Annotated in this window: 27 protein-coding genes; 16 read left to right on the forward strand and 11 right to left on the reverse strand. The window is 71.6% G+C overall.

From position 1 onward, the window contains the following. Positions 1–10: 10 nt before the first annotated feature. The gene (locus IEX42_RS18210) at positions 11–250 is read right to left on the reverse strand and encodes a superinfection immunity protein (RefSeq protein ID WP_229660894.1); all 240 of its coding nucleotides are present in this window, start codon (positions 248–250) and stop codon (positions 11–13) included. Between the two features lie 324 nt (positions 251–574). On the opposite strand from IEX42_RS18210, the gene IEX42_RS14975 reads away from it, so the two are divergent. Both IEX42_RS14975 and IEX42_RS14980 read left to right on the forward strand, forming a co-directional pair. Beyond that, positions 575–1426, forward strand: a complete 852-nt coding sequence (locus tag IEX42_RS14975) for a nucleoside hydrolase (RefSeq protein WP_188780489.1) — start codon at positions 575–577, stop codon at positions 1424–1426. Positions 1427–1752: 326 nt separating this feature from the next. Continuing rightward, entirely contained in the window at positions 1753–2631 is an 879-nt protein-coding gene (locus IEX42_RS14980; RefSeq protein WP_188780490.1) for an alpha/beta fold hydrolase, read from the forward strand. Between the two features lie 188 nt (positions 2632–2819). Here IEX42_RS14980 and IEX42_RS14985 read toward each other — a convergent pair whose 3' ends face one another. Further along, the gene (locus IEX42_RS14985) at positions 2820–4010 is read right to left on the reverse strand and encodes a hypothetical protein (RefSeq protein ID WP_188780491.1); all 1191 of its coding nucleotides are present in this window, start codon (positions 4008–4010) and stop codon (positions 2820–2822) included. A gap of 486 nt (positions 4011–4496) precedes the next feature. Here IEX42_RS14985 and IEX42_RS14990 point away from each other — a divergent pair, with 486 nt between their 5' ends. Then, complete coding sequence (locus IEX42_RS14990; RefSeq protein ID WP_188780492.1) at positions 4497–4973, forward strand: hypothetical protein; 477 nt, start codon at positions 4497–4499, stop codon at positions 4971–4973. A 397-nt stretch (positions 4974–5370) separates the two neighbouring features. Next, positions 5371–5745: a VOC family protein gene (locus IEX42_RS14995; protein WP_188780493.1), complete on the forward strand. Its 375-nt coding sequence runs from the start codon at positions 5371–5373 to the stop codon at positions 5743–5745. A gap of 9 nt (positions 5746–5754) precedes the next feature. Here IEX42_RS14995 and IEX42_RS15000 read toward each other — a convergent pair whose 3' ends face one another. Both IEX42_RS15000 and msrA read right to left on the reverse strand, forming a co-directional pair. Further along, the gene (locus tag IEX42_RS15000) at positions 5755–7422 is read right to left on the reverse strand and encodes a DNA repair helicase XPB (RefSeq protein ID WP_188780494.1); all 1668 of its coding nucleotides are present in this window, start codon (positions 7420–7422) and stop codon (positions 5755–5757) included. Between the two features lie 9 nt (positions 7423–7431). After that, positions 7432–8085, reverse strand: coding sequence for a peptide-methionine (S)-S-oxide reductase MsrA (gene msrA, locus IEX42_RS15005; RefSeq protein WP_188780495.1), 654 nt, complete (start codon positions 8083–8085; stop codon positions 7432–7434). A 205-nt stretch (positions 8086–8290) separates the two neighbouring features. On the opposite strand from msrA, the gene IEX42_RS15010 reads away from it, so the two are divergent. Genes IEX42_RS15010 through ilvA form a run of 4 tightly spaced genes read left to right on the forward strand, consistent with a single transcriptional unit; the run spans position 8291 to position 12407 of the window. Next, a complete protein-coding gene (locus IEX42_RS15010) occupies positions 8291–8788 on the forward strand; it encodes a 2'-5' RNA ligase family protein (RefSeq protein WP_188780496.1) in 498 nt (165 codons plus the stop codon). A 10-nt stretch (positions 8789–8798) separates the two neighbouring features. Beyond that, entirely contained in the window at positions 8799–9968 is a 1170-nt protein-coding gene (locus tag IEX42_RS15015) for a cystathionine gamma-synthase (protein ID WP_188780497.1), read from the forward strand. Between the two features lie 15 nt (positions 9969–9983). After that, a complete protein-coding gene (locus IEX42_RS15020) occupies positions 9984–11174 on the forward strand; it encodes an AI-2E family transporter (RefSeq protein WP_229660895.1) in 1191 nt (396 codons plus the stop codon). Positions 11175–11183: 9 nt separating this feature from the next. Continuing rightward, complete coding sequence (ilvA, locus tag IEX42_RS15025) at positions 11184–12407, forward strand: threonine ammonia-lyase (protein ID WP_188780498.1); 1224 nt, start codon at positions 11184–11186, stop codon at positions 12405–12407. A gap of 4 nt (positions 12408–12411) precedes the next feature. Here the strand turns inward: ilvA and IEX42_RS15030 are convergent, their stop codons facing one another. After that, on the reverse strand, positions 12412–12906 hold the full coding sequence (locus IEX42_RS15030; protein WP_188780499.1) for a GreA/GreB family elongation factor: 495 nt from the start codon (positions 12904–12906) through the stop codon (positions 12412–12414). A 198-nt stretch (positions 12907–13104) separates the two neighbouring features. Further along, on the reverse strand, positions 13105–13512 hold the full coding sequence (locus IEX42_RS15035) for a DUF4307 domain-containing protein (protein ID WP_188780500.1): 408 nt from the start codon (positions 13510–13512) through the stop codon (positions 13105–13107). Between the two features lie 83 nt (positions 13513–13595). Here IEX42_RS15035 and mca point away from each other — a divergent pair, with 83 nt between their 5' ends. Further along, a complete protein-coding gene (gene mca / locus IEX42_RS15040) occupies positions 13596–14501 on the forward strand; it encodes a mycothiol conjugate amidase Mca (protein ID WP_188780501.1) in 906 nt (301 codons plus the stop codon). A gap of 33 nt (positions 14502–14534) precedes the next feature. Beyond that, positions 14535–14792 (forward strand): hypothetical protein, encoded by a 258-nt coding sequence (locus IEX42_RS15045; RefSeq protein ID WP_188780502.1) that lies wholly within the window; start codon positions 14535–14537, stop codon positions 14790–14792. Between the two features lie 106 nt (positions 14793–14898). On the opposite strand, the gene trxA is transcribed toward IEX42_RS15045, so the two are convergent. Beyond that, positions 14899–15285 (reverse strand): thioredoxin, encoded by a 387-nt coding sequence (gene trxA / locus IEX42_RS15050; protein ID WP_188780503.1) that lies wholly within the window; start codon positions 15283–15285, stop codon positions 14899–14901. A gap of 97 nt (positions 15286–15382) precedes the next feature. Between trxA and IEX42_RS15055 the strand changes: the two genes are divergently transcribed. Beyond that, a complete protein-coding gene (locus tag IEX42_RS15055) occupies positions 15383–15739 on the forward strand; it encodes a hypothetical protein (RefSeq protein ID WP_188780504.1) in 357 nt (118 codons plus the stop codon). A 14-nt stretch (positions 15740–15753) separates the two neighbouring features. Here IEX42_RS15055 and IEX42_RS15060 read toward each other — a convergent pair whose 3' ends face one another. After that, complete coding sequence (locus IEX42_RS15060; protein WP_188780505.1) at positions 15754–16152, reverse strand: PaaI family thioesterase; 399 nt, start codon at positions 16150–16152, stop codon at positions 15754–15756. Between the two features lie 183 nt (positions 16153–16335). On the opposite strand from IEX42_RS15060, the gene IEX42_RS15065 reads away from it, so the two are divergent. After that, complete coding sequence (locus IEX42_RS15065; RefSeq protein WP_188780506.1) at positions 16336–18333, forward strand: thioredoxin domain-containing protein; 1998 nt, start codon at positions 16336–16338, stop codon at positions 18331–18333. Next, on the forward strand, positions 18330–18614 hold the full coding sequence (locus tag IEX42_RS15070; RefSeq protein WP_188780507.1) for a DUF1905 domain-containing protein: 285 nt from the start codon (positions 18330–18332) through the stop codon (positions 18612–18614). Before IEX42_RS15065 ends, IEX42_RS15070 begins: the two co-directional genes overlap by 4 nt. Here IEX42_RS15070 and IEX42_RS18260 read toward each other — a convergent pair. After that, positions 18598–19314: a hypothetical protein gene (locus tag IEX42_RS18260; RefSeq protein ID WP_188780508.1), complete on the reverse strand. Its 717-nt coding sequence runs from the start codon at positions 19312–19314 to the stop codon at positions 18598–18600. The genes IEX42_RS15070 and IEX42_RS18260 overlap by 17 nt on opposite strands. Positions 19315–19417: 103 nt before the next feature. Further along, positions 19418–20179, reverse strand: coding sequence for a PAQR family membrane homeostasis protein TrhA (gene trhA / locus IEX42_RS15080; RefSeq protein WP_188780509.1), 762 nt, complete (start codon positions 20177–20179; stop codon positions 19418–19420). Between the two features lie 98 nt (positions 20180–20277). Here trhA and IEX42_RS15085 point away from each other — a divergent pair, with 98 nt between their 5' ends. From IEX42_RS15085 to IEX42_RS15095, 3 genes are all read left to right on the forward strand, one after another. Next, complete coding sequence (locus IEX42_RS15085; RefSeq protein WP_188780510.1) at positions 20278–21057, forward strand: isoprenyl transferase; 780 nt, start codon at positions 20278–20280, stop codon at positions 21055–21057. 259 nt (positions 21058–21316) lie between these two features. After that, complete coding sequence (phoH2, locus tag IEX42_RS15090; protein ID WP_188780511.1) at positions 21317–22645, forward strand: RNA 5'-3' helicase PhoH2; 1329 nt, start codon at positions 21317–21319, stop codon at positions 22643–22645. A gap of 221 nt (positions 22646–22866) precedes the next feature. After that, complete coding sequence (locus tag IEX42_RS15095; protein ID WP_188780512.1) at positions 22867–23544, forward strand: aggregation-promoting factor C-terminal-like domain-containing protein; 678 nt, start codon at positions 22867–22869, stop codon at positions 23542–23544. Positions 23545–23641: 97 nt separating this feature from the next. On the opposite strand, the gene IEX42_RS15100 is transcribed toward IEX42_RS15095, so the two are convergent. Further along, the gene (locus IEX42_RS15100) at positions 23642–24994 is read right to left on the reverse strand and encodes a class II fumarate hydratase (RefSeq protein WP_188781174.1); all 1353 of its coding nucleotides are present in this window, start codon (positions 24992–24994) and stop codon (positions 23642–23644) included. Between the last annotated feature and the right edge of the window lie 14 nt (positions 24995–25008).

Genomic DNA, 25008 nt, shown 5'->3' on the forward strand with positions numbered 1-25008 from the left:
AATGGCGACCTCAGCGCCGGTACGCGACCGCCTGGTGCGGCAGGACGCACAGCACGAACGCCGCGACCCAGCCGATGACGGTCCAGCCGAGCAGGAAGTTCAGCCAGAAGATGCCCCACGCGTTGTGCTTGCCGCGCAGCGCCGAGATCATCCACGGCAGGAAGTAGCCCGCCGTCAGGATCGCCAGCACCACGCTGACGATGACGCTGATCGGCCTGCCGCGCTTGTCGGTGACGACGTGGTAGCTCACGAGTTCCTCCCTGAACCGGCGGGAGTCGAGCCTATCGAGCAGCCGGTGACCGCTGCCGACCTCCGGTAGCCCCGTCCGTCACACGCTCACCAGCTCACCACGACGAGGTCGCACTCCCCATGGTGGGTACGCCGTGGGAAGCGCGACTTCGCCGTGGGAAGCGACTCACCCGGCCGGGCGTACGAGCCCGGCGCCTGCCGACGGCGCTCGAACGCAGCCGTCGACGTTCCGGCCCATGATGAGCCCTCCGAGGGGCGCGAACGTCGCCGGCTGTGCTGGGAGAGTGGGCGCGTCGTTGCCGACGACGACCGGAAGGGAGCGCACGTGAGCACGGAGAGCGTCCCGGCCGTTCCGGTCGTCCTCGACGTCGACACCGGCATCGACGACGCCCTCGCGATCCTGTACGCGTCGCACGAGCCGCGTCTGGACCTGCGCGCCGTATCGGCGGTGGTGGGGAACGTGCCGGTCGAGCAGGCCGCCGCCAACTCCCTCGCGGTGCTCGCGGCGGAGGCGCGAGTCGACGTACCCGTCGTCCGCGGCGCGGGGCGGACGCTCGCCGGATCTGGCGCGAGGGTCGGGCCGACGAACCACGGGACCGACGGGCTGGGCGGAGTGCCGGTCACACCCGCGCAGCGCCCCGCCGAGGCGTCGGCGCCCGTCGAGGTGCTGGCGAGCGCGGGTCCTGCGTCGCTCGTGGCCTGCGCGCCGCTGACCAACGTCGCGGCGATGCTGGGCCACCCGCACGTCGAGCGTCTCGTCATGGTCGGCGGGGAGCTCGTCGTCGAGGGCGAGCCGGAGTTCAACGTGGGTCACGACCCGCGCGCCACCGCGGCGGCGCTCGCCAGGGAGGTGCCGACCACGATCTACGCGATCGACGTCTTCGAGACGGTGGCCGTCCCGGCGCCGCTGGTCGAGGCGCTCCGCGGGGCGAGGGCACCGTCGGCGTGCCTGGCCGGTGAGCTGCTCGCCGTACGCCGCGCGCACCTGCTCGGCGACGCCGGAGCCGTGGTGCTGCTCGCGCACCCCGAGCTGTTCACCGTCGAGCCGGTGCGGATGGGGATGGTCGGCGACCGGCTCGTACCGTCCGCCGACGGTCGCGAGGTCGACGTCGTCGTTGCAGCGGACGGACCTGCGGTCGTCGAGGCCTTCGTCGCCGCCGTACGATCGGACCCGTGACGACCGGACCCGGCCTCTGCTCAGGCCACGCACCGGAAGGCGACCCGGTCGACGGGTGACCCGGACGCGGCCCTGTCGCGGCCGCTCACCTCCATTGTCGAGATGCAGGACAGTTTGTAAATTCCTACGTCATCACAAACTAAGGTGCACCTAAGCCGCGCGGGCATGCAGCTCGACAGCGAAGCGCTCGGACGGCCTGCACTCTTGGCGTATCGCCAGATAGCGATCGCTCTACGGTCTTCGCCAGCGCCGTCGACCCGGTAGAGGCGCAGGGTCAGAAACCGTCAGATCTGCCCCTGGGTCGTTGCGCCTGAGACAGTGGCTGAGTGTTCGAGGGATTCGAGCTGGTTGCCGTCGAGGTCGCTGACGGCGTGAGGATCAGAGCTCGGGTGGGAGGCTCAGGCCCGCCGGTGGTCCTGGTGCACGGGCACCCGCGCACTCACACGACCTGGCACCTGGTGGCCCCAATGCTGGCATCGGCGGGTTTCACGGTGGTCTGTCCCGACCTGCGCGGGTACGGCCAGTCATCGACTGTGGCGCCCCTTCCGGACCACAGCCAAGCCTCGAAGCGCGCGATGGCAGACGACATCGTCGCCTTGACGAGCAGCCTGGGCCACCCGCGATTTGCGATCGCAGGCCACGACCGCGGCAGCTACGTCGCCTTCAGGGCTGCGATGGACCACCCCACGGTGATCACCCGACTGGCGGTGCTGGACAGCATCCCCATCGGAGAGGCCCTGGCTCGCGCCGACGCCACCTTCGCGACCGCTTGGTGGCACTGGTTCTTCTTTGCCCAACCGCACATCCCAGAGCGCGTGATCAACGCCGACCCTGAAGCGTGGTACGGCGCACGCTCGGTGCGGGTCGAGTTGATGGGCGAGGAGAACTACCAAGACATGCTCGCGGCGATCCGCAACCCGGCGGTTGTCGAAGCGATGATCGAGGACTACCGAGCCGGCCTCGGGGTCGACCGCGCCGCCGACGACACCGACCGAGCAGCCGGCAGACAGCTTCAGTGCCCCACGCTGGTGTGCTGGTCGACTGAGGACGACATGGAAAGCCTCTACGGCGACGTCCTAGAGGTCTGGCGCCCTTGGGCCCGCTCAGTGACCGGCCAGCCGATCCCGAGTGGTCACCACATGGCTGAGCAAGCACCACATGCACTCGCCGAGGCATTGCTCGGATTTCTCCGCGATCCTGCCTAGCCCGTACCGCACCATCAGAAGCCCACGTCGCGGTCAAGAACGATGGTTATCAACCCTGCTCGTCGACCGGGTCGGGGGCCGGTGCAGACCGTAAAGCGATCCCCAACTGATCACGATTGGCGTGAGGATCCACGACGGTATGGCGCCGACAGATCTCTGATCGCATTGAGTTGGCGCAGTTCGCCGTCTTATTCCTGGGCGTGGCCCCGCTGGTCCAGCGTCGGCAGGGGCAGGGGGCGCGCGGCACGTCGTTCGAATCCGTCGTCTTGGCGGAACAGGTCGGCGCCCAGGTGAGTCTTGAGCCGGTCGCGAAGCGCGCTGAAGCCGGCCCAGTCGGTCAGGACGTCGGAGGGCCGCTCGGTCAGCTGCAGCACCCAGCAGCCGGCCGGCGTCTCCTCGACCCGGTACGCCGGGGCGCTCGCGAGCCGCTCGGGCCCGATCGCACCCACCCACGGCTCACCGATCAGGTTGCCCCAGTAGAGGTTGGGCAACCCCGCGGTCAGCAGCTCCCCGCTCAGGAGCAGCGACGGCGGCGTGCCGGGGGTGTACCGGCGCGGCCCTGCGACCAGGAACGGCTCCTCGTCGTGCCAGGGGTGGACCATCGCGTACACCGGGTGCCAGGCCTCCAGCCCCACCAGATCTTCGAGCAGGTCCGCGGACGTGTCCACGGGCACGCGCAGCTCGACATCGATCTGGGAGGAGATGTCGGCCGGGAAACCCGCTCCGGTGATCCTCCACTCGGCTGTGCCTCCGCCCGTGGAGAGGTCGACCTCCATCGGCCACCAGGGCGGGGGCCCGTCCTGGGGGTCGAATGGCTCCCACTCGTCGTCGGGCCGCCACCACCGCGGGATCCAGTCCGCGCGTCCGCCGGTCCAGCGGCTCAGCGCACCCAGCAACGAGCGCCACCCTTCCTCGTCGGGGGTCGACAGGTCGAGCACGACGGCCGCGAACACGGGCGGGTAGGGCGGCGACCCGGCTCCCGGGCTCGGCCCCGGCGGGGCCGAGGTCTGAACCTCGGCCGAGGGTACGGCCACCCCGTCGAGCTCCACCACCTCCCCGTCGACACTCACGTGCCCCTCGCAGCGCCGGGCGAGGTCCGCGGCAACGTCCAGCACTGCGGCCACCAGGTCGCCGGACGAGGACGCCGCCACGGCCATCGCGGTGACCCACCGCGGCCCGGCGAGCGTCGTACGCCGGTGGGGAGCGAAGACCTGCAGTTGCAGGACGTCCGTGCCGACCTCGCACACGAGATCGGTGGCGACTCGCCCGGTCAGAATGGGCTCGGGCAGTCCTCGCGCAGACCACGCCGCGGCCACGGCAGCCCCGAGCTCCCGGTCGGTCCAGGTCCGCACGGACACGATCTCAAGTCCGATGGTCACGATCATGATCCTGGCAGCCGGGCCGCACGCGAAGCGTCAAGAACGGAGACCGGGGTGGTCGTGCCGCTCGACGCCGCGCCCGGCCAGACCCAGCCAATGCCATGCGCTCCCAAGTTCCGCTGACGTCATCGTCCGGTCGACTGAGGCGTACCGGACACCCCTGTCGGGAAGAGAACCCCAGCCGTCGGTGCACCAGGACTTGGGTTCTTCGTGATCGGCGGTCTCGCCCTCTTGCAGCGTCTTGGTTGACGATCGTTTGGTGGAGAGCGCCCCTTTGCAGGATGGTCGGTCGGAGCGTGTGCGGCGCCATGGCAGGGCAGAACCTCGCGTGCGGAATAGCGTCTAGGATTTCCGCGCGGTCCGATTGAGAGCGAGGCTAGGGGGCCTTTCGCGGTCGACGTGATTGGGGTGAGATGGAACGTGGCGAGGAATGGCGACTCAGACCCTCCGTGGCGGATTCAGTGGCATGTGACGGGCGATGGCACCGTGATCCAGCAGCGTTCGCGCGGGGCTGAGGCGCATCAGCAGCTGTTTCAAAGTTTTGCAACGACGAGGCCTGTCACAGTGGCCGAACTCGACCAGCTGAGCGAACGGGTCGAGCACGAGGCCCGACGAGTCACCCCGTTCGGCGTGCTGTGGTTGACCGGGTGGGTGGTCTTCATCGGCGGGTGTGTCACGGCTGGTGGCCTGCTGACTCAGGAACTGTCTGGGGAGATCACTCCGGGCCTCATCGTCGGGGCCGTGGTCGGCAGTGCACTGGTGGTCCCGGTGTTCAGGGTGGTCATGGCACTGCTACTCAAGTTCTTGCCCGGCGACGCAAATGTCGGCTCGGTAGAAAGGTTGTGGCTCCAGTCGGGTCTCGCGTCGTCGAAGGGCGTCACCATGAAGGCCACAGAGGCCATCGCAAAAATCGCGGCCCCCGGCACCACGTCCGGAGTCAGCGTTCCCGCCAAGCGAGCCTGAGACTCCCTGACTCTGCGAATTGCGCACCCGCGATTCAAGGGATCCCGCGTAGTTTGGCGGCTCACGAGCCCCGACCCCGCCTAACCGCAACACGTCGACTCTTGGCATGTTCGAACGGTTCCGTGACCCGAACCACCACCGGCACCGCAGCAGCTCAGCGGGTTGCTGAGCCGCGCGGAGGGTCGGGCGTCACCGTAAGACCCGTCCGGGTGCAGTCACCGGGACGGGGGCGACAAACGAGGCTGCTGGCTCGCTTCTCCCGGCTACTTTGACGACCTCGAGGTCGCCAAGCCTCTTCGTCAAAGTAGCCAGCACGAAGCCTGTCAATCTTCATTGCATCTCGACATCCATGACGTCGAGCCCCTGCCCGCTCGACACCACACCTCATGGAGACCACATGTCCGCTCGCTTCAACCACACCATCATCGCGGCCACCGACCCGGCCGCTTCCGCCGACTTCTACCGTCGCCTCCTCGAGGCGCACGACGCCCCGTCGTGGGGGCCGTTCCACAACCTGCTGCTCGACGACGGGGTCCTGCTGCAGTTCGCCGACCCGCAGATCGACTTCCCGCCGGTGCACCTGGCGTTCCTTCTCGAGGACGCCCACTTCGACCGGGCGTACGCCGACCTCGTCGCCCGTGGTCACGACCACTGGGCCGACCCGCAGCGCTCCAGGCCGGGCGAGACCAACACCGAGCACGGGGGCCGCGGGGTCTACCTGCTCGACCCGTCGGGGCACTACCTCGAGCTGATCACCCGGCCGTACGTCTGAGGCCGCTCGTCAGGCGTCGAGGGTGTCCAGGTCGCCGGCGTCGACGATCCGGTACGCGTACCCCTGCTCGGCGAGGAAGCGCTGCCGGTTCTGGGCGAAGTCGGCGTCGACGGTGTCGCGAGACACGACTGCGTAGAACCGAGCGGTCCGTCCGTCGGCCTTCGGGCGCAGCAGGCGGCCCAGGCGCTGGGCCTCCTCCTGGCGTGAGCCGAACGAGCCCGAGACCTGGATCGCGACGGCCGCCTCGGGGAGGTCGACGGAGAAGTTGGCGACCTTGGAGACGACCAGCAGGTCGATCTCACCGGTGCGGAACGCGTCGAACAGGCGCTGCCGCTCCTTGACGCTGGTGTCGCCCTTGATGACGGGAGCGCCGAGGTGCTCGCCGAGCTCGTCGAGCTGCTCGATGTACTGCCCGATCACCAGCGTCGGCTCGCCACGGTGCCGCGCGACGAGGTCCTCGGCCACCCGGGACTTCGCCGACGTGCACGCCGCGAGGCGGTAGCGCTCGTCGGGCTCTGCGGTGGCGTACACCAGCCGCTCACCCTCGGGCAGCGTCACGCGCACCTCGACGCAGTCGGCCGGCGCGATGTAGCCCTGGGACTCGATGTCCTTCCACGGCGCGTCGAACCGCTTCGGGCCGATCAGGCTGAACACGTCGCCCTCGCGGCCGTCCTCGCGCACCAGGGTCGCGGTCAGGCCGATCCGGCGCCGGGCCTGCAGGTCGGCGGTCATCCGGAAGATCGGCGCCGGCAGCAGGTGCACCTCGTCGTACACGATCAGGCCCCAGTCGCGGGCGTCGAGCAGCTCCAGGTGCGGGTGGGCGCCCTTCCGCTTGAGCGTGAGGACCTGGTACGTCGCGATGGTGACGGGCCGGATCTCCTTGCGGGCGCCGGAGTACTCGCCGATCTCGTCCTCGGTGAGGCTCGTGCGACGAACGAGCTCGTCCTTCCACTGCCGCGCGCTGACGGTGTTGGTGACGAGGATGAGCGTCGTCGCCTGCGCGTGCGCCATCGCGGCCGCGCCGACGAGGGTCTTCCCCGCGCCGCAGGGTAGGACCACGACACCGGACCCGCCCTCCCAGAACGAGTCGGCCGCCTGCTGCTGGTAGTCGCGCAGCTCCCAGCCGGTCTGCTCCAGCGAGATCGCGTGCGCCTCGCCGTCCACGTACCCGGCCCAGTCCTCCGCTGGCCAGCCGAGCTTGAGCAGCGCCTGCTTGAGATTGCCGCGCTGGCTCGGGTGCACGACGACCGCGCCCTCGACCTCGGGGACGTCGTCGTCCACACGCTCGCCGAGCATCCCGGCGACCTTCTTCGAGCGCAGCACCTCCTCCAGCACCGGCCGGTCGGTGCTGGAGAGGACCAGGCCGTGGGTCGGGTGCTTGTCCAGCTTCAGCCGGCCGTAGCGCGCCATCGTCTCGGCGACGTCGACGAGCAGCGCGTGCGGGACGGCGTACCGGCTGTGGTCGAGCAGCGCGTCGACCACCTGCTCGGCGTCGTGGCCGGCAGCGCGGGCGTTCCACAGGCCGAGCGGCGTCAGGCGGTACGTGTGCACGTGCTCCGGCGAGCGCTCGAGCTCCGCGAACGGCGCGATCGCCTTGCGCGCGTCGGCCGCGTCCGGGTGGTCGACCTCCAGCAGCAGCGTCTTGTCGGACTGGACGATGAGGGCTCCGTCAGGCAATGCGAAGCCTCAGGACGCGCGCGGCACGCGCACGCCGGTGTTGGCGTGGCAGCGGTAGCCGAACGGGTTCTTGGCGAGGTACTGCTGGTGCACGTCCTCGGCGTAGTAGTACGGCGTCTCGCTCGCGGGCCGGATCTCGGTGGTGATGTCGCCGAGACGCTGCTCGGTCAGCACCTTCTGGTACCGCTCGGTGACCTCGCGGGCGACCTTCTCCTGCTGGGGCGTCTCGTAGTAGATCGCGGAGCGGTACTGCGAGCCCACGTCGTTGCCCTGGCGCATGCCCTGCGTCGGGTCGTGGACCTCGAAGAACGTCGCCACCAGCTCCTCGTAGGAGGTCTTCGTGGGGTCGAAGACGACGCGTACGGCCTCGGTGTGCCCGGTGCGCCCGGTGCAGACCTCCTCGTACGACGGGTGCGGCGTGATGCCGCCGGCGTACCCGACGGAGGTGGACCACACGCCCGGCTTCTGCCAGAAGATCTCCTCGGCGCCCCAGAAGCAGCCGAGCCCGAACAGCGCCACCTCGTAGCCGTCGGGGACCTCGTCGGTCACCACCGGCGCGTCCAGCACGACGTGCTTCTCGCGGAGGTTGAACCACGCGTCGGGTCGGCCCTTCAGGGCGTTCTCTGCGGTCGGCAGCTCGGACTTGGTACGGCTGAACAGCACGGGGGACTCCTATCGCTCGGTGTCAGCATGCCCAACGCGCACCCGCGCCGCATCCTTCCCGCGTGGCCGGTGCTCGGTGCCGGTGGTCTCGACGTCCTCCCTCGCTGCGCTCGGTCGGGCTCGACCACCTCGGCTCAGCCGGCCCGCCGAGGTGATCGAGCCTGTCGAGACCCGGCGACGTGGGCACCTGCGGTAGGAACGGGGCGTGTCCGCTCCGCGCATCCTCAGCCTCGCCGTGGACGAGGAGACCCAGGCACGCTGGGACGAGGTGCGCCGGGCGCACTTCCCCGCCGAGCGGCTGCTCGTCGGGGCGCACGTGACGCTGTTCCACGCGCTGCCGGCGGACCTGGAGGTGGAGGCCGCCCTCGCCTCCGCGACCGCGCGGCGACCGTTCGACGTCCGGGTCGCCGGCGTGAGGTCGCTCGGGCGAGGGGTCGCGTACGACCTGGAGTCCGAGGAACTGGCGACGCTGCACCGGGACCTGCAGCAGCGCTGGGAAGAGCGCCTCACGCGACAGGACCGTCAGCCGCTCCGGCCCCACGTCACGGTGCAGAACAAGGTCGACCCGACGGAGGCGAAGGCCACGCTCGCGCAGCTCCGCGAGGACTTCCGGGCGTACGACGTCACCGCGCTCGGCCTGGACCTGTGGCGCTACGACGACGGCCCGTGGACCCATCTGCGCCGTTTCGAGCTCGGGTCCTAGGTTGGTCCGCGTGAGCCCAGACAGCGAGCAGAGCACGACCTACGGCTTCGAGACCCGCGCCATCCACGCCGGCTACGAGCCCGACCCGACGACCGGTGCCGTGATCCCGCCGATCTACGCGACGAGCACCTACAAGCAGGACGGCGTCGGCGGGCTGCGTGGCGGCTACGAGTACTCCCGCTCCGGCAACCCCACGCGCACGGCGCTCGAGGGTGCACTCGCCGCGGTCGAGGGGGGTACGCACGCGTTCGCGTTCGCCAGCGGGCTGGCCGCCGAGGACACCCTGCTGCGCGCACTGACCGACCCCGGGCAGCACCTGGTGCTGCCCGACGACGCGTACGGCGGGACCTTCCGCCTGGTCGACCAGGTCGCCCGGCGGTGGGGGCTGGAGTACACCCCCGCACCGCTCGACGACGTCGGGGCCGTGCGTGCCGCGGTCCGGCCCGGGCAGACGCGGGTCGTCTGGGTGGAGACGCCGACGAACCCGCTGCTCACCATCGCCGACATCGAGGCGCTGGCCGGTGTCGCGCACGAGGCAGGTGCGTTGCTGGTCGTGGACAACACGTTCGCGTCGCCGTACCTCCAGCAGCCGCTGGCACTGGGGGCCGACGTCGTCGTCCACTCGACGACGAAGTACGTCGGCGGCCACTCCGACGTCGTCGGCGGAGCGCTGGTCACCGGCGACGACGTCCTCGCCGAGCGGATCGGCTTCCACCAGAACGCGATGGGCGCGGTCGCCGGCCCGTTCGACGCCTGGCTCACCCTGCGCGGCCTGAAGACGCTCGGACCGCGCATGGACCGCCACTGCGACAACGCCGAGCGGGTCGTCGAGTTCCTGCTGAGCCACGCCGCGGTCAGCCACGTCTCCTACCCCGGGCTGGCCGACCACCCCGGGCACGACGTCGCCGCCCGGCAGATGAAGCGCTTCGGCGGGATGGTCTCCTTCCGCGTCGCCGCCGGCCAGCAGGCCGCGCTGGAGGTGTGCCGTCGCACGGAGGTGTTCACGCTCGGGGAGTCCCTCGGCGGGGTCGAGTCCCTGATCGAGCACCCGGGTCTGATGACGCACGCCTCCGTCGCCGGCACCGACCTCGAGGTGCCTGCGGACCTGGTCCGGCTCTCGGTCGGCATCGAGACCGCGGAGGACCTGCTCGCCGACCTCGACCGGGCCCTGTCGGTGTGATCTAGCCTTCTGGTCGTGGGGGAGACGAAGCGTTACCGCGGGCCGCGACTACCACGACGCCGTCCCGTCGTGGAGGCAGCCGCCGGGCCCGGTGACGACCCGCTCGTCCCGCGCGGCGTCGAGGTCGCTGCCGCCTGGTCGTGGCGGCTGCTGGTCATCGGTGCCGCACTGCTCGCCCTGCTCTTCCTGATCCACTACTTCGCGGTGGTCACCTACCCGCTCATCGTCTCGCTGCTCGCCGCCGCGCTGCTCGGGCCGGCCGTACGCCGCCTCGACCGGCTGGGCGTGCCGCACAAGCTGTCGGCGCTGCTGGTCGTGGTGCTCGGGCTGGGCGCGATCGCCCTGCTGCTGGTCTTCGTGGTCAGTCAGATCCTCAACGGTGCCGAGGACCTGTCGACCCAGGTGGTCGACGCCCTGGACCAGGTCAGGACCTGGCTGCGCGACGGGCCGCTGGGGATCAGCGACGCCGATCTGCAGAGCGCGCTGTCGAGCCTGCAGGAGTCGGTCTCCGACACCGGCGGGCGCTTCGTCGGCTACGCCACGGAGTTCGGCACGGCGGTCGGGCACGTCGTGGCCGGCGCGTTCATCGTGCTGTTCGCGACGTACTTCTTCCTCGCCGACGGCCGGCTGATCTGGGCCTGGCTGGTCCGGATCTTCCCCCGGGTCTCCCGCGACCGAATCGACTCCTCGGGCCGGGTGGCCTGGAAGTCCCTGACCCAGTTCGTCCGGGCCACCGTCCTGGTCGCGGCGGTGGACGCGATCGGCATCGTCGTCGTGGCGCTGATCCTCAAGGTGCCGTTCGTCGTCGCGATCGGCGTCCTGGTCTTTCTCGGCGCGTTCGTCCCGCTCGTCGGTGCCACGGTCTCCGGCTCCGTCGCGGTGCTCGTCGCCTTGATCGCGCAGGGCCCGTTCGTGGCCCTGCTGATGCTGGCCGGGGTGGTGGTGGTCCAGCAGATCGAGGCGCACGTGCTGCAGCCGTTCGTCATGGGCCGGCTGGTCTCCGTGCACCCGCTCGGCGTCATCGTCGCGATCGGTACGGGTGTCCTGCTGGCCGGCGTCGCCGGCGCGCTCGTGGCCGTCCCGTTCGCCGCCGCGCTGAACGCGGTCGTCCAGCACCTCGCCGCGATGACGGAGCCCGGCGAGGACCCGCGCGCCGCCGCGGCACGAGATCCGGGCACCCCGGACCAGGCCCAGGGCACCGCCTAGGGTCGAGCCATGCCCGACCGCGTCACCCTCGCCGACGTCCGCGCCGCCCGCGACCTGCTCGACGGGGTCGCGGTCCGCACCCCGATGCAGTCCTCGCGCTGGCTCTCGAGCCTGGTCGGCGGGCCGGTCCACCTCAAGGCGGAGAACCTGCAGCGCACCGGCTCGTTCAAGATCCGTGGGGCGTACGTCCGCATGTCCGAGCTGAGCGAGGAGGAGCGGGCCCGCGGTGTCGTCGCCGCCTCCGCCGGCAACCACGCCCAGGGCGTCGCGCTGGCGGCGCAGCTGCTCGGGATCAAGGCGCGCGTCTACATGCCCGAGGGGGCGCCGATCCCGAAGCTCAACGCGACCCGGGGCTACGGCGCGGAGGTGGTCTTCCACGGCAGCTACCTGCACGAGGCGCTGACCGAGGCGATCGCGTACGCCGAGCGCACCGGCGCGGTACTGATCCATCCGTACGACCACCCCGCGGTCGTCGCGGGACAGGGCACCGCCGGTCTCGAGATCCTCGAGCAGGCCCCCGAGGCCCGGACCATCCTGGTCTCGCTCGGCGGGGGCGGCTACGCCGCCGGCGTCGCGCTGGCGGTCAAGGAGCAGTGCCGCGAGGAGGGCCGCCCCGAGCCGAGGGTCGTCGCGGTCCAGGCCGAGCAGGCGGCGGCGTACCCGGCCTCGCTCGCCGCCGGCCACCCCGTACCCCTCACCGAGATGCACACGATGGCCGACGGGATCGCGGTCGGGACGCCGGGGGAGGTCCCGTTCGCCGCGATCGAGGAGTATGTCGACGAGGTCGTGACCGTCTCCGAGGAGTCGATGTCGCGGGCGATGGTGCTGCTGCTGGAGCGGGCCAAGCTGGTCGTGGAGCCGGCGGGCGCCGCCGCCGTCGCCGCCGTCCTGGACGACCCGACGCGCTGGGAGACCCCGGCGGTCGCGATCCTCTCCGGCGGCAACGTCGACCCGCTGCTGATGGGCAAGCTGATCCGGCACGGCATGGCGGCGGCCGGACGCTACCTGCAGCTCCACGTGCTGATCCCGGACGTCCCCGGCGGCCTGGCCGAGCTGCTCCGACGGCTCGCCGAGGCGGGCGCCAACGTCATGGACGTCGCGCACGAGCGGGTCTCGATGCAGCTGCACCTCGACGAGGTCGCCGTACGCCTGCAGCTGGAGACGCGCGGCGCCGAGCACGCAGAAGCCCTGGTCGCGCGGCTGCGCGACCAGGGCTACGCGGTGAGCGAGTAGGCGCTCAGCCGGAGTACGGCTCGGCGTCCTGGATCTCGACCTCGATGTCCTTGCCGTTGGGCGCGGTGTAGGAGACCGTCTGCCCCTTCTTCGCGCCGATCAGGGCCGAGCCGAGCGGCGACTGAGGGCTGATCACCTGGATGTCCTCGCCGGTCATCATCTCCCGCGCGCCGAGCAGGCACGTGTCGGGATCCATCGTCCCGAGCCGGTAGGTGACCTTGTAGCCGGGGCTGATCGTGCCGTCGTCGGTGACCTCGCCGACCTCCGCGCGGTCCAGCATCTGCTCCAGCTGCGCGATCCTGCCGTCCAGGCTGGACAGGGCCTCGCGCGCGGCGTGGTAGCCGCTGTTCTCCTTCAGGTCGCCCTCGTCGCGGGCGGCACTGATCCGGTCGACGATCTCGGCGCGGGCCGGGCCGCGCAGCTCCTCGAGCTCGGCCTTCTTCTTGGCCAGGGCGTCCTCGGTGAGCCAGATCGTCTCGCGCTCGTCGGACTGAGTCATGGGGGATCTCCTGGTGTGCTGATCGGTGAGCGGCCCCTGGTGGGTCGCCTGCGGGTGCGAGAGAGCCCCGCTCGCGTGGTTCGGGTGGTCCTGCACGTCGGTCGGGGACCGACGCCGACCCGGTGCCGGGCGGGGCAAGTGCTCCACCATAGCCGCCGACGCGGCTGCGTTCACCTCGAACGAGCCGGTGCCGCGTCGTCAGTCGCTGCTGCAGCGGGCGACCTCGACCGTGGTCGCGGCCCGCTCGGTGCGGACGTCGACGTACCGCTGCGAGGTGCCCGAGAGGCCCTTCACCGGCACGGACTGCTCGCCCACGATGGAGTGGTCCTCCGCGCTCGCGCGCAGCAGGCAGGTGCCCGTCGTGGACGTGTCGGCGACCCGCAGCGCGAGCGTCGTACGCACCTGGTGCGGCCCGCGGACCTCGAAGCCGACGATGTCGGCGTCGATCGACTCTGAGGAATGGAACCACGCGGCCCAGGCGAGCCAGCCCAGGGCGACGACAGCGACGATCACGACCACCACCAGGGTGACCAGCCGCGCGACCGGCCGGTGGGTGCCGTAGCGCGCGGCGAGGAGCTCCGCGCGCTCCTGGTCGTCGATCGTCACGGACCCAGGCTACGGACCGAGGGTGGGTGACGGGCGGCGCACCCTAGGCGAGCGGCCTGTCGCGGCCTTCCTACGATGGGGCCATGGCTGGAGTGGTGGAGCCCTCTGCGGTGGGTCTGAGGCTGATGCACGTGCACGCACACCCCGACGACGAGTCGAGCAAGGGCGCGGCGAGCACGGCGATGTACGTCGCCCAGGGCGCCGACGTCCACGTCGTCACCTGCACGGGTGGCGAGCGCGGCTCGATCCTCAACCCCAACATGGACCGGCCGGACGTGCTCGAGAACATGACCGAGATCCGCCGCCGTGAGATGGAGGCCGCGCGCGACATCCTCGGCGTCACCCAGGAGTGGCTGGGGTTCGTCGACTCCGGCTGGCCCGAGGGTGACCCGAAGCCGCCGCTGCCCGAGGGCTGCTTCGGGCTCGTGCCCACCGAGGAGGCGGCGGTGCCGCTGGCACGGCTGATCCGCGGCATCCGGCCGCACGTGCTCACGACGTACGACGAGAACGGCGGCTACCCGCACCCCGACCACATCGCCTGCCACCTGGTGTCGATGGCGGCGTACCGGATGGCGAGCGACCCGGACGCCGACCTCGGTGACGAGCCGGGTGAGCCGTGGCAGGTGCTGAAGGTGTACTACCAGCACGGCTTCAACCGCCCCCGGACGCAGGCCATCCACGACAAGATGACCGAGCTCGGTCTGGAGTCACCGTGGGCCGAGCGGCTCAAGGAGTGGAAGCCCGACCCGGAGCACGACAAGCGGATCACGACGAAGGTGCCCTGCGGGGAGTACTTCGGCGTCCGCGACCAGGCGCTGATCGCGCACGCGACGCAGATCGACCCCGACGGCCACTTCTTCAAGGTGCCGCTGGAGGTGCAGCGGGAGGTCTGGCCGTACGAGGACTTCGAGCTCGTCGAGTCGCAGGTCGAGACCACCCTGCCGGAGGACGACCTGTTCGCCGGGCTCCGCGACCGGGTGACCGGCTGACCGCTCCTCCGCGCCGCGGCGCACAATGGAGGGATGCACAGCATCCTGGTCGCACTCGCACCGCTCGCCGCCGACCCGACGCCCAAGGACGACGACGTCGTCGCCGGCTGGGGCGGCTTCGCGGTGTTCATCGGGCTGTGCGTCGCGGTCGCACTGATCGGCTACTTCCTGGTGCGCTCGCTCAAGACGGCGCGGAAGAACCTGTACGTCGAGCCCGAGGAGCCGGTCGAGGGTCACCCCGAGATGTCCCCCGAGGCGCGCCGCGACGCGGAGCGCTCGGGGGAGATGTAGCCAGGTAGCCACGTGGTCGAGCCCGACCGGCGTGACGACAGGTGGTCGAGCCTGACCGAGCGCTAGCGAGGGAGGACGTCGAGACCTGGTGAGGGGCCCGACGACCTCACGCGTCGGGGGTCTCGCCCGCCTCGGCGCGCTGCTTCTCGATCTCCGCGCGCACCTCGTCCATGTCGAGGCCCTTGACCGCGGTCACGACCTCCTCGAGACCCTTCGGCGGGAGCGCGCCGGGCTGGGAGAAGACCAGCACGCCCTCGCGGAACGCCATCAGCGTCGGGATCGAGGTGATGTTGGCCGCGGCGGCCAGCTGCTGCTCGGCCGCGGTGTCGATCTTGCCGAAGACGACGTCCGGGTGGTCCTCGCTCGCCTTGTCGTACGTCGGCGCGAACTGCTTGCACGGTCCGCACCAGTCCGCCCAGAAGTCGACCATGACGATGTCGTTGTCGGTGATCGTGTCCGCGAAGGTCGCGGCGGTCAGCTCGGTGGTGCTCATGACGATGCCCTTTCGTTGACGTCTGCGGGGCGCAGCACGTCGGGGTCCTCGTTCATTCCACCCCGCAGGGTGCATCGGTACGGCTAGCGTGCGGGACGTGCCCTCACCCCTTCTCGCCTGGCTGGCCCTCGCGACGATCGGCCTGGTCGTCCAGGTCGCGCTGACCGACTACGGTCCGCAGGGCATCGAGGTCGCCGGCTTCTGGACGTTCGTCGGGGCCGTGCTGCTCGCGATGGTCGGGTGGCGACGCAGCTCGGTCGCGCGTCTTCTGATCCTGCTGAGTGCGTGGACCGGGTTCGCGGTGTACGCCCTGGCGTCGGTCGGATCTGCAGACCGGTTGCGTGACCTCGCCGTCGCCGGGGCCTGCCTCCTGCAGGCGGTGGCCCTGATCAACCCCGCCGTGCGCGCCCACGTGACGGAAACCGCCACAGCGGGGCACGAACCCGCTCGCTGACGCGGCTGCCGCGTTCAGCGCGGGCGGACGACGGACTTGGTGATCTGCGACGTCGCCAGCACGACGTCGTCGGCCGTCACGGTGACGTCGACGAAGGCCAGGCGGCCGGTGCGTCGTACGAGCCGGCCGCGGGCCTCGACGCGCTGACCGGGCCGGCCGGCGCCGAGCAGCTGGGTGGAGATCGCGTGCGTCACCGCGTGCTCGCCCTCGCCGAGGGCGGGGACGGCGGCGAGGAAGCCGGCCAGCTCGGCGAGCACGTCGAGCGCCGAGGCGTGGGTGCCGCCGAGGCCGTTGCCGGCGAGGTCGCCGACCTCGAGCCAGGCGCCGGTCGCGGGGGAGTCGGGGTCGATCAGCGCGCAGCCCAGCGCGGCGGCGAGGGGTACCTCGAGTGCGGCGGTGACGGGGTCGTCCACGTCCACCATCCTCGCGGGTCGACGTGACTGCGTCGTGAGGACCCGCGGTCCGCGAGGTGAACGGCACCGGGCTGCGCTCCCCACGACGAACCCACACTCCCCACGGTGGGTACGTCGTGGGGAGTGCGGGTTCGTCTGCATACCGTGATGAATCCGCAGCGGGCGGGTGCGAGGGTGGGACCCATGGCGAACCGACTCAGCGGTGCGACGTCGCCGTACCTCCTCCAGCACGCGGACAACCCGGTCGACTGGCGTGAGTGGGGCGCCGAGGCGTTCGCGGAGGCGCGCGAGCGGGGGGTGCCGGTGCTGCTGAGCGTCGGGTACGCCGCCTGCCACTGGTGCCACGTGATGGCGCACGAGTCGTTCGAGGACCAGGCGACGGCCGACTACCTCAACGCGCACTACGTCAGCGTCAAGGTCGACCGCGAGGAGCGGCCGGACGTCGACGCGGTCTACATGCAGGCGACGCAGGCGATGACCGGGCAGGGCGGCTGGCCGATGACGTGCGTGCTCGACCACGAGGGGGTGCCGTTCTTCGCGGGGACGTACTTCCCCGACGCCCCGCGGCACGGGATGCCGGCGTTCCGGCAGGTGCTCGAGGCGCTGACGCAGGCGTGGGCGGAGCGGCCGGACGAGATCACCAGGGTCGCCGCGAGCATCCGCCAGCACCTCGCCGGCGCGCACGTGCCGAGCGGGTCGGACCCGGTCGACGAGGCCGTGCTCGACGATGCGGTGGCCACGATGCAGTCGGAGTACGACGCCGAGCGCGGCGGGTTCGGCGGCGCCCCGAAGTTCCCGCCGAGCATGCTCGCCGAGTTCCTGCGCCGCCGGGCGGCGCGCGGCGACGAACGTGCGGCGACGATGCTGGACGGCACGATGCGGGCGATGGCCCGGGGTGGGATGTACGACCAGCTCGGCGGCGGGTTCGCCCGCTACTCCGTCGACGCCGGCTGGGTGGTGCCGCACTTCGAGAAGATGCTCTACGACAACGCGCAGCTGCTCGGTCTGTACGCCCGCTGGGGCACCCCGCTCGGGGACCGGGTCACGGCCGAGACCGCCGACTTCTGCCTGCGCGAGCTCCGCACCGCGCAGGGGGCGTACGCCTCGGCGCTGGACGCCGACAGCCCCGACGCGACCGGCCGCAGCGTCGAGGGGGCGTACTACGCGTGGACGCCGGAGCAGCTGCGCGAGGTGCTCGCGCCCGACGACGCCGTGTGGGCCGCGGACCTGCTGTCGGTGACGCTCGCGGGGACCTTCGAGCACGGCGCCTCGACGCTGCAGCTGCTCGCCGACCCGGACGACCCGGCGCGGTGGGACGCGGTGCGTACGACGCTGCTCGCGGCCCGGGACCTGCGTGCCCGCCCCGCCCGGGACGACAAGGTCGTCACCGCCTGGAACGGGCTGATGATCTCCGGGCTGCTCGACGCCGGGCACCGGCTGGAGCGGCCGGACCTGGTCGAGGCGGCGGTGGCGTGCGGCTCCTTCCTCTGGGACGTGCACTGGGTCGACGGCCGGCTGCGCCGGGCCTCGCGCGACGGCGTGGTCGGCGCGCCGGTCGGCGTGCTCGAGGACTACGGCTGCCTCGCGACGGCGTACGTCGACCTCGCCGCGGCCACGGCGGACGCCGTCTGGCTGGACCGTGCTCACGCCCTGCTCGACGTGGCCACGACGCACTTCGAGACGGGTGACGGCGGCTTCTTCGACACCGCCGCCGACGCCGAGTCCCTGGTCGCCCGGCCGCGGGACCCGGCCGACAACGCCAGTCCTTCCGGGCTGTCGTCCCTGGTCCACGCGCTGCTCGGCTACGCGGCGCTGACCGGCTCCGGGGAGCACCGCGCCGTCGCCGAGCAGGCGCTGGCCTCGGTCGTCGAGATCGCGCGCCGTGCGCCGCGGTTCGCCGGGTGGTCGCTGGCGGCGGCGGACGCCGCGCTGGACGGGCCGGTCGAGGTGGCCGTCGCCGGGTCCGGGACGCAGGCGCAGGCGCTGGCCCGTGCGGCACGCCGGATCTCCGGCGCCCTGGTCGTCGTCGCGGAGCCCGGGGCGTCGCGGATCCCGCTCCTAAAGGGGCGCGGCCTCGTGGACGGACGGGCGGCGGCGTACGTCTGCCGTCAGCTGGTCTGCGAGCGCCCCGTCACCGACCCCGATGAGATCGGGCTGCGGGCGGGGTCTTCTCCGGCATGACACCCACGAGCGGCACGCTGGACCTGACCTTCGAGGTCACGGTGGAGAAGAGCGACGCGAGGGGCGGGTGGACGTACGCCGTCTGGCCCGACTCCGTCGAGCTCTTCGGGACCCGGGGACCGGTCAAGGTGGAGGGGACGGTCGACGGCGAGCCGTTCGCGACCTCGTTCATGGCGCTGGGGGACGGCAGGCACAAGCTGCCGCTCGCCGGCGTGCTGCTCTCACGCATCGGCAAGGGCGTCGGCGACACGGTCAGCGTGCACCTCACCCGCCGGGTGTAGCGGTCGGGCTCGGAGTCCCGGTCGGCGTCGGGTCGGTGGGCTCGGGGTCCGCGGTCGGCGCGCTCGACGGCGTCGAGGTGGGGGTCTCGGTGGGCTCGGCGGTCGGGGTGCTCGACGGCTGGTCGGTGCTGCCGGAGTCCGCGGAGCTCCCGGAGCCACCGGACGTGCCGGCATCGTCCGACCCCTGCGTGCCCGACGACTGCTGGCCGGTGTCGCTCGACCGCGCCTGCTCGCGCTGCTCCGTGCGGCCGATGAGGTGGTCGATCGAGGTCCGGCCCGTACCGTCCAGCGAGCGGCCGGTCAGCTGCTCGACGCCGGTGACGATGCCGCCGGCGACGACGAAGACCAGCAGGGCGGCGAGCGCGACCGGCTTCCACCGCACCTGCCGCAGCCGGGCCGTCGTACGCCGCAGGGGCGGGGCTGGCACCCGGCCGGCGGTGCGGTTCGCGGTGCGGGCCACGGCGTCGCGGGTGCGCTGCAGCGAGCGGGTGTAGATCGCACCGGTCACGGCCGTCAGCGCGCTGATCAGCGCGGCACCGACGATCGTGCCGACCAGCCCCAGGCGCGACCCGAGCGCGGCGGCGGTCGCCGCCGCGGCGGCGGAGCCGACCACCTGGGTGGGGGAGAGGCCGAGGGCGGGCTCGCGGCGCGCCTCCTCGTCGGTGGCGGAGGGACGGGTGGGGGTGTTCGTCTCAGGCAAGAGGGTGCTCGCGGGTCGTACGGCCAAGGTCACCCCGTACGACGAACAAGCCACCCCCGCGGGTGCCCGTTCACCGGGTGAGGTGTGCCACGACCGGACGGCCTCAGCGCAGCGAGTACGTCGCCAGCGACGCCGCGACGTAGTGGCACACGAACGCCGCGATGGTGAGGGTGTGGAACACCTCGTGGAAGCCGAACCAGGTGGGGAACGGGTCGGGCTTCTTCAGGCCGTAGACGATCCCGCCGAGCGTGTAGAGCCCACCACCCACGACGACCAGCGTCGTCACGGCGGCACCGCCGGAGACGAAGTCGGGGGCGTAGAAGATCGCCGCCCACCCCAGCGCGATGTAGATCGGCGTCGAGAGCCAGCGCGGCGCCGTGGGCCACGCGATCTGGAAGAACGCGCCGAGCAGCGCCCCGGCCCAGACGACGCTGAGCATCACGACGCGGTCGGTGCCCTCGAGCAGGATCAGCGTGAACGGGGTGTACGACCCGGCGATCAGCAGGAAGATGTTGGCGTGGTCGAAGCGCCGCAGGAAGGCGTACGACCCCGGCCCCCACGTGCCGCGGTGGTAGATCGCCGACACGGCGAACAGCAGCAGCGCCGTCGCGGCGAACAGTGACGAGCCGACGCGGGTCGTCGCGGTCGGCGAGAGCACGATCAGCACGATCCCCGCGGCCAGTGCCAGCGGCGTCGTGGCGGCGTGCAGCCAGCCGCGCAGGTGCGGCTTGACCTCGGCGACCCGCTCGCGCACCGCCTCGGCGGCACGCTCCAGGCCGGAGTCACCGCCGCGAGGCCGGCTGACAGGGGCGTGCGCGACGGGCTGGTCGTCCGGCCTGCCGCCGCGCTCCTGCGTGGTCTTCACAAGAGTCGAGGCTACCCACCCTCGGGTGGTGCGGTGCGTGTTTCGCGGCGTGCCTCGTGCCACCCGTCGAGGTGGCGGCGACGGTAGAGTGCGCCGACGTGGCGGACTGGAAGCGGGTGCTCCGGCGGGTGCTCTACCCGGCGTACGAGGCCCGCCTGGCGCGTCGGCTGGATCTGACACGCACCCCCAAGCACGTCGGGGTGATGCTCGACGGCAACCGGCGCTGGGCCAGGACCGTCGGGCTCGGCACGGCGGAGGGCTACCAGGCCGGCGCCGACAACATCGCCCCCTTCCTCGGCTGGTGCGAGGAGCTCGGCGTCGAGGTGGTCACGCTCTGGCTGCTCTCCAGCGACAACCTCGCGAACCGGCCGGCGGACCAGCTGACCGGGCTGCTGGAGATCATCGAGGGCGCGGTGGGGTCGCTGGCCGCGACGGGCCGGTGGCGGATCCACCCGGTCGGCGCGCTCGACCTGCTGCCCGCGGCGACGGCGGAGCGGCTCAAGGCCGCCGAGGAGGCGACCCGCGACGTGCCCGGGGTGCTCGTCAACGTCGCCGTCGGGTACGGCGGGCGTCGCGAGATCGCCGACGCCGTTCGCTCCCTGCTCGCCGAGCACGCCACGATGCACACGCCGCTGGAGGAGCTCGCCCAGATCATCGACGTCGAGCACATCGCGGCCCACCTCTACACCCGTGGCCAGCCCGACCCCGACCTCGTCATCCGTACCTCGGGGGAGCAGCGTCTCGGCGGCTTCCTCCTCTGGCAGAGCGCGGCCAGCGAGTTCTACTTCTGCGAGGCGTACTGGCCGGAGTTCCGGCGGGTCGACTTCCTGCGTGCCCTGCGCGCCTACGCCGTGCGCGAGCGACGCTTCGGCGCCTGACCTGCCCGTCACCCAGGCGGTACGCCGGCTTCACCTGGTCGTCACACGCCGATGGGCGTGTCCTCACGAGGAGGCCTCGTACGGCGACTTAGGTTCTCGGTATCGAGGGGTGGGGAAGCCTCTCGTACCGGGAGGCTTCGTGCACCAACGCAGAAGCGCCAGGGGTGGCACTCACGCCCCTGTGTCGACCGGTCCGTGTTCAGCGAGCGGACCGGGGCGCTGAGTGCGTGCGCCGGTCCGGTGAAGGGGTAGACCCGTCATGAGTACTGCGAAGACTCCTGAGGTCAGCGGAGACCGGCGCACCTACGTCCTGGACACGAGCGTGCTGCTCGCGGACCCGACGGCGGTCCGTCGTTTCGAGGAGCACGAGGTGGTGCTCCCGGTCGTGGTGATCACCGAGCTCGAGGGCAAGCGGCACCACCCGGAGCTGGGCTACTTCGCCCGGTCGGCGCTGCGGATGCTCGACGACCTGAGGGTCACCCACGGTCGCCTCGACCAGCCGGTCCCGGTGGGCGACCTCGGCGGCACGATCCGGGTCGAGCTCAACCACACCGACCCGATGTCGCTGCCCTCCGGCTTCCGCCTCGGCGACAACGACACCCGGATCCTGGCGGTCGCGAACAACCTCAGCCAGGAGGGCGCACAGGTCACGGTGGTCTCGAAGGACCTCCCGATGCGGATCAAGGCCTCGGCGGTCGGGCTGGACGCCGAGGAGTACCGCGCCGAGATGGCCACCGACGCCGACGCCGGCTGGACGGGGATGACCGAGCTCGAGGTCACCGCCGAGGACCTCGACGCCCTGTACGCCGACTCCGTGGTCGACCTCGACGAGGCGCGCGACCTGCCCTGCCACACCGGCCTGGTCCTGCTCTCCCACCGGGGCAGCGCGCTGGGGCGCGTCCGCGAGGACAAGCGCGTCCACCTGGTCCGCGGGGACCGCGAGGCGTTCGGGGTGCACGGTCGCAGCGCGGAGCAGCGCGTGGCCCTGGACCTGCTGCTGGACCCCGACGTCGGCATCGTCTCCCTCGGGGGCCGCGCCGGCACCGGCAAGTCGGCGATGGCGCTGTGCGCGGGCCTCGAGGCGGTGATGGAGCGCCGCCAGCACCAGAAGGTGGTGATCTTCCGTCCGCTGTTCGCGGTCGGCGGGCAGGAGCTGGGCTACCTGCCCGGGAGCGAGTCCGAGAAGATGTCGCCCTGGGCGCAGGCCGTCTTCGACACCCTCGGCGCGATCAGCGGTCCCGACGTCGTCGAGGAGATCATCGACCGCGGGATGCTCGAGGTGCTGCCGCTGACGCACATCCGTGGCCGCTCGCTGCACGACGCGTTCGTGATCGTCGACGAGGCGCAGTCGCTGGAGCGCAACGTGCTGCTGACGGTGCTCTCCCGCATCGGCGCCAACTCCAAGGTGGTGCTCACGCACGACGTCGCGCAGCGCGACAACCTGCGTGTCGGTCGCCACGACGGCGTCGTGGCCGTCGTCGACAAGCTCAAGGGCCACCCTCTGTTCGGCCACGTGACGCTCACCCGCTCCGAGCGGTCGCCCGTCGCCGCGCTGGTCACGGAGATGCTCGAGAGCGTCGTGATGTGATCTGCGTCGTCGGCCCGCACCGCGTGAAGCGGTGCGGGTGCGGCGCAGATGGATCAGCGGGGTCGATGGTGCTGATGTGACGGACCTCCCGCCAACTCGTGCGGTGTCATGTCCGGGTTCGGCTTGCGTGGCCTCCGCACGTCCGTCAAGGTGGTTCGCGGCCCGCCCGGGTATCCGTACACCCGTGGCCACTTGACCCCCATCGAGTCACCACGAGAGAGATGTCGTTGTCCCAGGCTGAGAACCAGGCGCCCCGCAGCGCCCCGAAGCACCGTGCCGAGCGAGACCACACCGTCCTCAGGGCCGGCGTCCGCACCACTCTCGTGACCGGCGGTGTCGCCGCGGTCGCGACCGGCGTGACCGTCGGAGGCGGTGTGATGTCGGCCCAGCTGAGTGCCGGCTCCGCTGCCGTGGCCGGCGACTTCGCCCCGACCAGCGCGAGTGCGAAGACGACCCTCGACGCCCAGGAGGTGCTGGCCCGCGGTGCCGCTGTCACCCGCAGCGCCGACGACCGGCGCGCCGAGGCCGACCGGATCAAGCAGCGCGAGCTGGGCGACGCGAAGGCGGTCGCGACCACCGGCACCCAGAAGATCGACCAGTCCGACCCGAAGGACCTGGCCCGCGCGCTTCTGCCGGAGTTCGGCATGACGTCGGCGGACTTCCAGTGCGTCGACAACATCTGGTCGCAGGAGTCCGGCTGGAACACCCACGCCGACAACCCGTCCTCGTCGGCGTACGGCATCCCGCAGGCGCTGCCCGGCTCCAAGATGGCCTCGGCCGGCCCCGACTGGGAGAACAACGCCGAGACCCAGATCCGCTGGGGCCTGGGCTACATCCAGAGCCGGTACGGCTCCGCGTGCTCGGCCTGGGGCTTCAAGCAGAGCCACGGCTGGTACTGACCACCGCCTGAGACGGCCGCTGACCCGGCGCTCGTGGGACCCGCGAGCGCCGGGTCAGCGGCCGTTCAGAGGCCCACGAGGGCCCACGAGCGCCGGGTCAGCTGCCGGTCATGCTCCGTACGTCGAGCGCCGCGTCCATCTGCTCCTCGGTGAGGTCGCCGCGCTCGACGTACCCCATCTCGAGGACGGTCTCGCGGATCGTCTGACCCTTTTTCAGCGCGGCCTTGGCGACCTTGGAGGCCTCCTCGTAGCCGATGTACTTGTTCAACGGGGTGACGATCGACGGCGAGGACTCGGCGTAGCCGCGCAGCCGCTCCTCGTTGGGCTCGATGCCGTCGACGCAGCGCGCGGCGAGGACGCGCGAGGCGTTGGCCAGCAGCCGGATCGACTCCAGCACGTTGCGCGCGATCACCGGCATCATGACGTTGAGCTCGAAGACGCCGGAGGCGCCGGCGGTGGTGACGGTGACGTCGTTGCCGATCACCTGGGCGCACACCATCAGCGTTGCCTCGGGGAGCACCGGGTTCACCTTGCCCGGCATGATGCTCGAGCCCGGCTGCAGGTCGGGCAGGGTGACCTCGGCCAGGCCGGTGGTCGGGCCGGAGCCCATCCAGCGCAGGTCGTTGCAGATCTTGGTCAGCCCGACCGCGATCGTCCGCAGCTGACCGGAGAGCTCGACGAGTGCGTCGCGACCGCCCTGGGCCTCGAAGTGGTTGCGGGCCTCGGTGAAGGCCAGCCCGGTGTCGGAGGCGAGCGCCGCGATCGCCTTCTCGGCGAAGCCGTCCGGGGTGTTGATCCCGGTGCCCACGGCGGTGCCGCCCAGCGGCAGCTCCAGCACCCGGGGGAGGGTGGCCTGCAGGCGCTCGGCGGCCATCCGTACGACGGCGGCGTACCCGTCGAACTCCTGGCCGAGCGTCACCGGGGTGGCGTCCATCAGGTGCGTGCGTCCGGACTTGACGAGGTCGCGGAACTGCGTGCCCTTCGCGGCGAGCGCGTGCTCGAGGATCTCGAGGCCGGGCACGAGGTCGCCCGTGGTGGCGACGGCGGCGGCCACGTGGATCGACGTCGGGAAGGTGTCGTTGGAGGACTGGCTGGCGTTGACGTGGTCGTTGGGGTGCAGCTCGACCCCGGCGGCGGTCGTGAGGCTGGCCAGCACCTCGTTCATGTTCATGTTGGACGACGTGCCCGAGCCGGTCTGGAAGACGTCGATCGGGAACTGGTCGAGGTGCTGCCCGCCGACGATCGCGGCGGCGGCGTCGCGGATCGCGCCGGCCTGCTCGGGCGTGAGCACGCCCAGCTCCTCGTTCGCGGTCGCGGCGGCGGCCTTCACCCGGGCGATCGCCTTGACGTGCTCGTCCTCCAGGGTCGCGCCGCTGATCGGGAAGTTCTCCACCGCCCGCTGGGTCTGGGCCCGCCAGAGGGCCGAGGCGGGTACCTTCACCTCGCCCATGGAGTCGTGCTCGA

Source organism: Marmoricola endophyticus, assembly GCF_014644415.1.
GTDB classification, from domain to species: domain Bacteria; phylum Actinomycetota; class Actinomycetes; order Propionibacteriales; family Nocardioidaceae; genus Marmoricola; species Marmoricola endophyticus.